General features: G+C 46.3%; 5 protein-coding genes. All 5 read left to right on the plus strand.

Translation table 11 applies throughout. The annotated features are described in order from the left end of the window. The first annotated feature begins 329 nt into the window (after positions 1–329). The 5 genes from QZP87_RS07000 (at position 330) to QZP87_RS07020 (ending at position 2,721) form a co-directional block, all read left to right on the plus strand. Complete coding sequence (locus QZP87_RS07000) at positions 330–548, plus strand: addiction module protein (protein ID WP_291322204.1); 219 nt, start codon at positions 330–332, stop codon at positions 546–548. A 368-nt stretch (positions 549–916) separates the two neighbouring features. Then, positions 917–1,303 carry a hypothetical protein gene (locus QZP87_RS07005; RefSeq protein WP_291322205.1) on the plus strand — a complete coding sequence of 129 codons (387 nt, stop codon included), beginning with the start codon at positions 917–919 and terminating at the stop codon, positions 1,301–1,303. A gap of 529 nt (positions 1,304–1,832) precedes the next feature. Beyond that, positions 1,833–2,120, plus strand: a complete 288-nt coding sequence (locus QZP87_RS07010; RefSeq protein WP_291322206.1) for an ORF6N domain-containing protein — start codon at positions 1,833–1,835, stop codon at positions 2,118–2,120. 14 nt (positions 2,121–2,134) lie between these two features. Then, positions 2,135–2,380 (plus strand): hypothetical protein, encoded by a 246-nt coding sequence (locus tag QZP87_RS07015; protein WP_291322207.1) that lies wholly within the window; start codon positions 2,135–2,137, stop codon positions 2,378–2,380. Between the two features lie 182 nt (positions 2,381–2,562). After that, entirely contained in the window at positions 2,563–2,721 is a 159-nt protein-coding gene (locus QZP87_RS07020) for a topoisomerase DNA-binding C4 zinc finger domain-containing protein (protein ID WP_291322208.1), read from the plus strand. Positions 2,722–3,218: the final 497 nt, after the last annotated feature.

Below are 3,218 nucleotides of genomic sequence, written 5' to 3' on the forward strand. Positions count from 1 at the left end.
CTGGGAGACGAGTTTCTTGATGAAATTGAAGAGGGATTGACCAGAATTCATCAGTTTCCAATAGCTTGGTCAATTTATGAAGGTGAATACAGACGTTATCTTTTGAAGCGTTTTCCATATGCCTTTTTTAGCTTTTACAGTATAATCGACTGCTTACAAAAGGGAGCATGCTAAAAAGTGCATTAAAAGTCAATCAATTTATCGCAAAATACAGTTAAATTTCAAGCTGTTAAATGATTCCTGATGGAAACTAATTAATGATGGTTGTGTCAAATTTACGGTGGTTGTATTGTATCGTATAATTGCCTAAACATTATTGGAGAATTTTCATGCACTTTAGCATTCCATTGAAACAAATGAGCGTCGAGGACAAGCTACGGGCTATCGAAGAAATCTGGGCGGATCTTTCTGGTGCACCAGAGAATATTCCCTCTCCATCCTGGCACGCGGATGTCTTACAGGCTCGAGAAAGGCGAATCTCCGAAGGGAGGTCACATTTTCTGGATATAGCAGAAGCCAAAAATGTTGTGAAGGAACAACTCAAATGAGGGTTCAAGTTCTTGAAGAGGCAGCTGCTGACTAAGCAGACGGGTTTCGATTTTATGAACGACAGGCCGACGGTCTTGGCGATTATTTTCTTGATTCACTATGGTCTGATATTCAATCATTGAGAATTTCTGGGGGCATTCATGCCGTCCACTACGGATATCATCGCCTTATTTCTAAGCGGTTTCCTTATGCAGTGTACTACCGCATTGAGGATGGTGTAGCGCGCGTCCGAGCCGTACTCGACTGTCGCCGGGATCCGAAATGGATATCGGAACATCTCGATTAAAAAAGGACAATATGCCTGCTGATGGAAGCTTGGTTTAAAAGGGTCTTAAAGCTGTTTTCCAACCCTTGAGGGATATTTTTTATGTTAGCCGCAGGAAAGAACATGGGGCATTACTGCAGACTCTGCGGAAGAACAAGACCAAATGAGAGATTTTCTGGCAACGGACATCGGATTCATGTTTGCAATGATTGCGCGAAGATTCCAAAGGCGGATCGGGATGCCATTGAACAGGAAGAAGAGATGTTCGGTTTTATGAGGCAATCACACATATCGGACAAGAATATTGCCAGACTACGCGTACTGTCGGCGTCAGATAATTCGCGGATAGCTGACTTGGCTTCTCTGGTTCTTGATGTCGCCAAAGTCAAGCCATATAAGAAACGTCGCCTCAAGGTGTTGGCGAGAGAGCGTAGAGATCTGCTCGAAGCTCTTGAGAGAACTGGTTTGATTCATGTGCATCATTGGTAGGCAATGGGCTAACAACTGCTTTGAGTCCGAAGGCTCACCCTTCCGCTGCGCTTCGGGACAAGCTGCGGCTCCAGCTGAACGTTATACTGCCATTTTTTTGCAGCGGCAGTAGGCAGTGATCTGTGGTCAGTGCGATCGCCGGGGACAGCCTGCTGGTCATGAACAGCCTTCTGCACACTTCAGGTCAAGAGCAAGATGTGTAACGGAGCGCAGGGAAATAATCCCCCCGCCTGGTCTTGAATCCATCATTGACTTTTTGCAGCGCATAAGTCAGCACATAAAAAATGTGCAAGCATGTTCCATCTGCGTGTAGGCTGAAGAAGAGCAGGCCGTTGTTTTTAAGGATTTTCTTGGCAGGCGGCCAAGGCCGAGAATGCCCTGAATTCTAATTTCCAGTTTACAGCTGCGATCAAAAGGTTGCCGGAACTGACGTCCACTTTCGACAGGGACCGGGTTGCAGTCATAACTCGACTTAGCTTATAGACAGTATTTTCGATGAAATCTGTAAAAAGCCCCTCTGGAGTTGATCGTGACTTCCTCCAAAACCAAGCATATCATGCAGGAAATAGTTGTAGCCAAACGGATACTTGTAATCCGGGAACAAAAAGTAATGATCGACTCGGACCTGGCAGAAATCTATTCCGTAACGACCAAGCGTTTTAACGAACAGGTCAGGCGAAATATCAATCGCTTTCCTGCAGACTTCATGTTTCAGCTAACCGTTGAAGAAAAAGCCGAGGTGGTCGCAAATTGCGACCACCTGGCAACCCTCAAGTATTCTCCTCACCTTCCTTACGTGTTTAACATGGGGCAATAAGGGCAGCCTCTGTTTTGAACTCCCCAAAAGCCGTGGATATGAGCGTTTTTGTTGTCAGAGCGTTTGTTCGTATGCGGGAGATATTGTCCACGCACAAACAGTTGGCTGAAAAACTCCAGGAGCTGGAAAACAAGGTCACAGATCATGACCAGGCCATAGCTGAATTGATTGAGGCCATTCGCGAGCTGATGTCGTCTGGCATTCGGGAGCAAAAAGCCATTGGGTTTACGGCTGATATTCACAAGAAAGGCGACTTGTAAATTTTGCAAAAAATCATGATATCAGCCAACTGTACATGTTATCGTATAACTTCGCTTGAAAACTCAGTGTATCGATAACGATATCAGATAGTTACAAGTAATGTGCGAGGTCAGTCCCTGATGGTATATACGAGGGCAGGCTCAGTCCTTCTTTCAAGACTCACAGGGCGCATGCCAGGCATGTGCAGACTACGGTCAGGGAAAAACAAAACAGCATTGCCTGTCCCAGGTGCGGCAGTGAAATGGTTCTGCGCCGTTCCAAAAAGGGCGGCGACCAGAGTAGCCAGTTCTGGGGATGCTCCAGATACCCCCGGTGCAGGGGCACAGCCAACATCGCCTGAAAAACCGGCCATGTAAAAAGTTGTTACGGGCAGCCGGCACTTATGGGATCGGGCCTGAGCAGGCTGTTGAACTTATTTAATAAATACCCATACACGCCTCAACAAAGCTTTTTTGGTAATATTCAGGGAACAGGGTGAGGTCAGGAGACTGCGCTGGTAACCGGCTTACTCTAACAATGCCCATTTTGGGGTTGAAGCAGGCGTGCTAAGGCAGAAAAACAGTCTGTTTTGGAAGGTATCGCGTGAAAATTCAATAGATTAACTCGGTCCGACCTCTAATCCGGGGCCTTGCTGCTTTTTTTATCTGTAGATCCGGCGTATTAATCTTATTTTAAGGACCAGTTATGAACAGCACAGATGCAAGTGATTCAGGAGCGTCGTCATGGTCACCTTCCCCTGCCTGGTCCGGGTTCGTAAGCAGACTGGCATCAGTACTCCAGAATTTGCAGGAAGATCAGTTCCTGATAGTTTCAGTCAAGAAATCCAGCCTATATGTC

This window comes from Desulfonatronospira sp., from assembly GCA_003563255.1.
Taxonomy (GTDB): Bacteria; Desulfobacterota; Desulfovibrionia; order Desulfovibrionales; family Desulfonatronovibrionaceae; genus Desulfonatronospira.

Excerpts from the sequence above, each read along its gene's own strand:
- QZP87_RS07000 (WP_291322204.1), top strand. The coding sequence starts at position 330 with ATGCACTTTAGCATTCCATTGAAACAAATGAGCGTCGAGGACAAGCTA.
- QZP87_RS07005 (WP_291322205.1), top strand. The coding sequence starts at position 917 with ATGTTAGCCGCAGGAAAGAACATGGGGCATTACTGCAGACTCTGCGGA.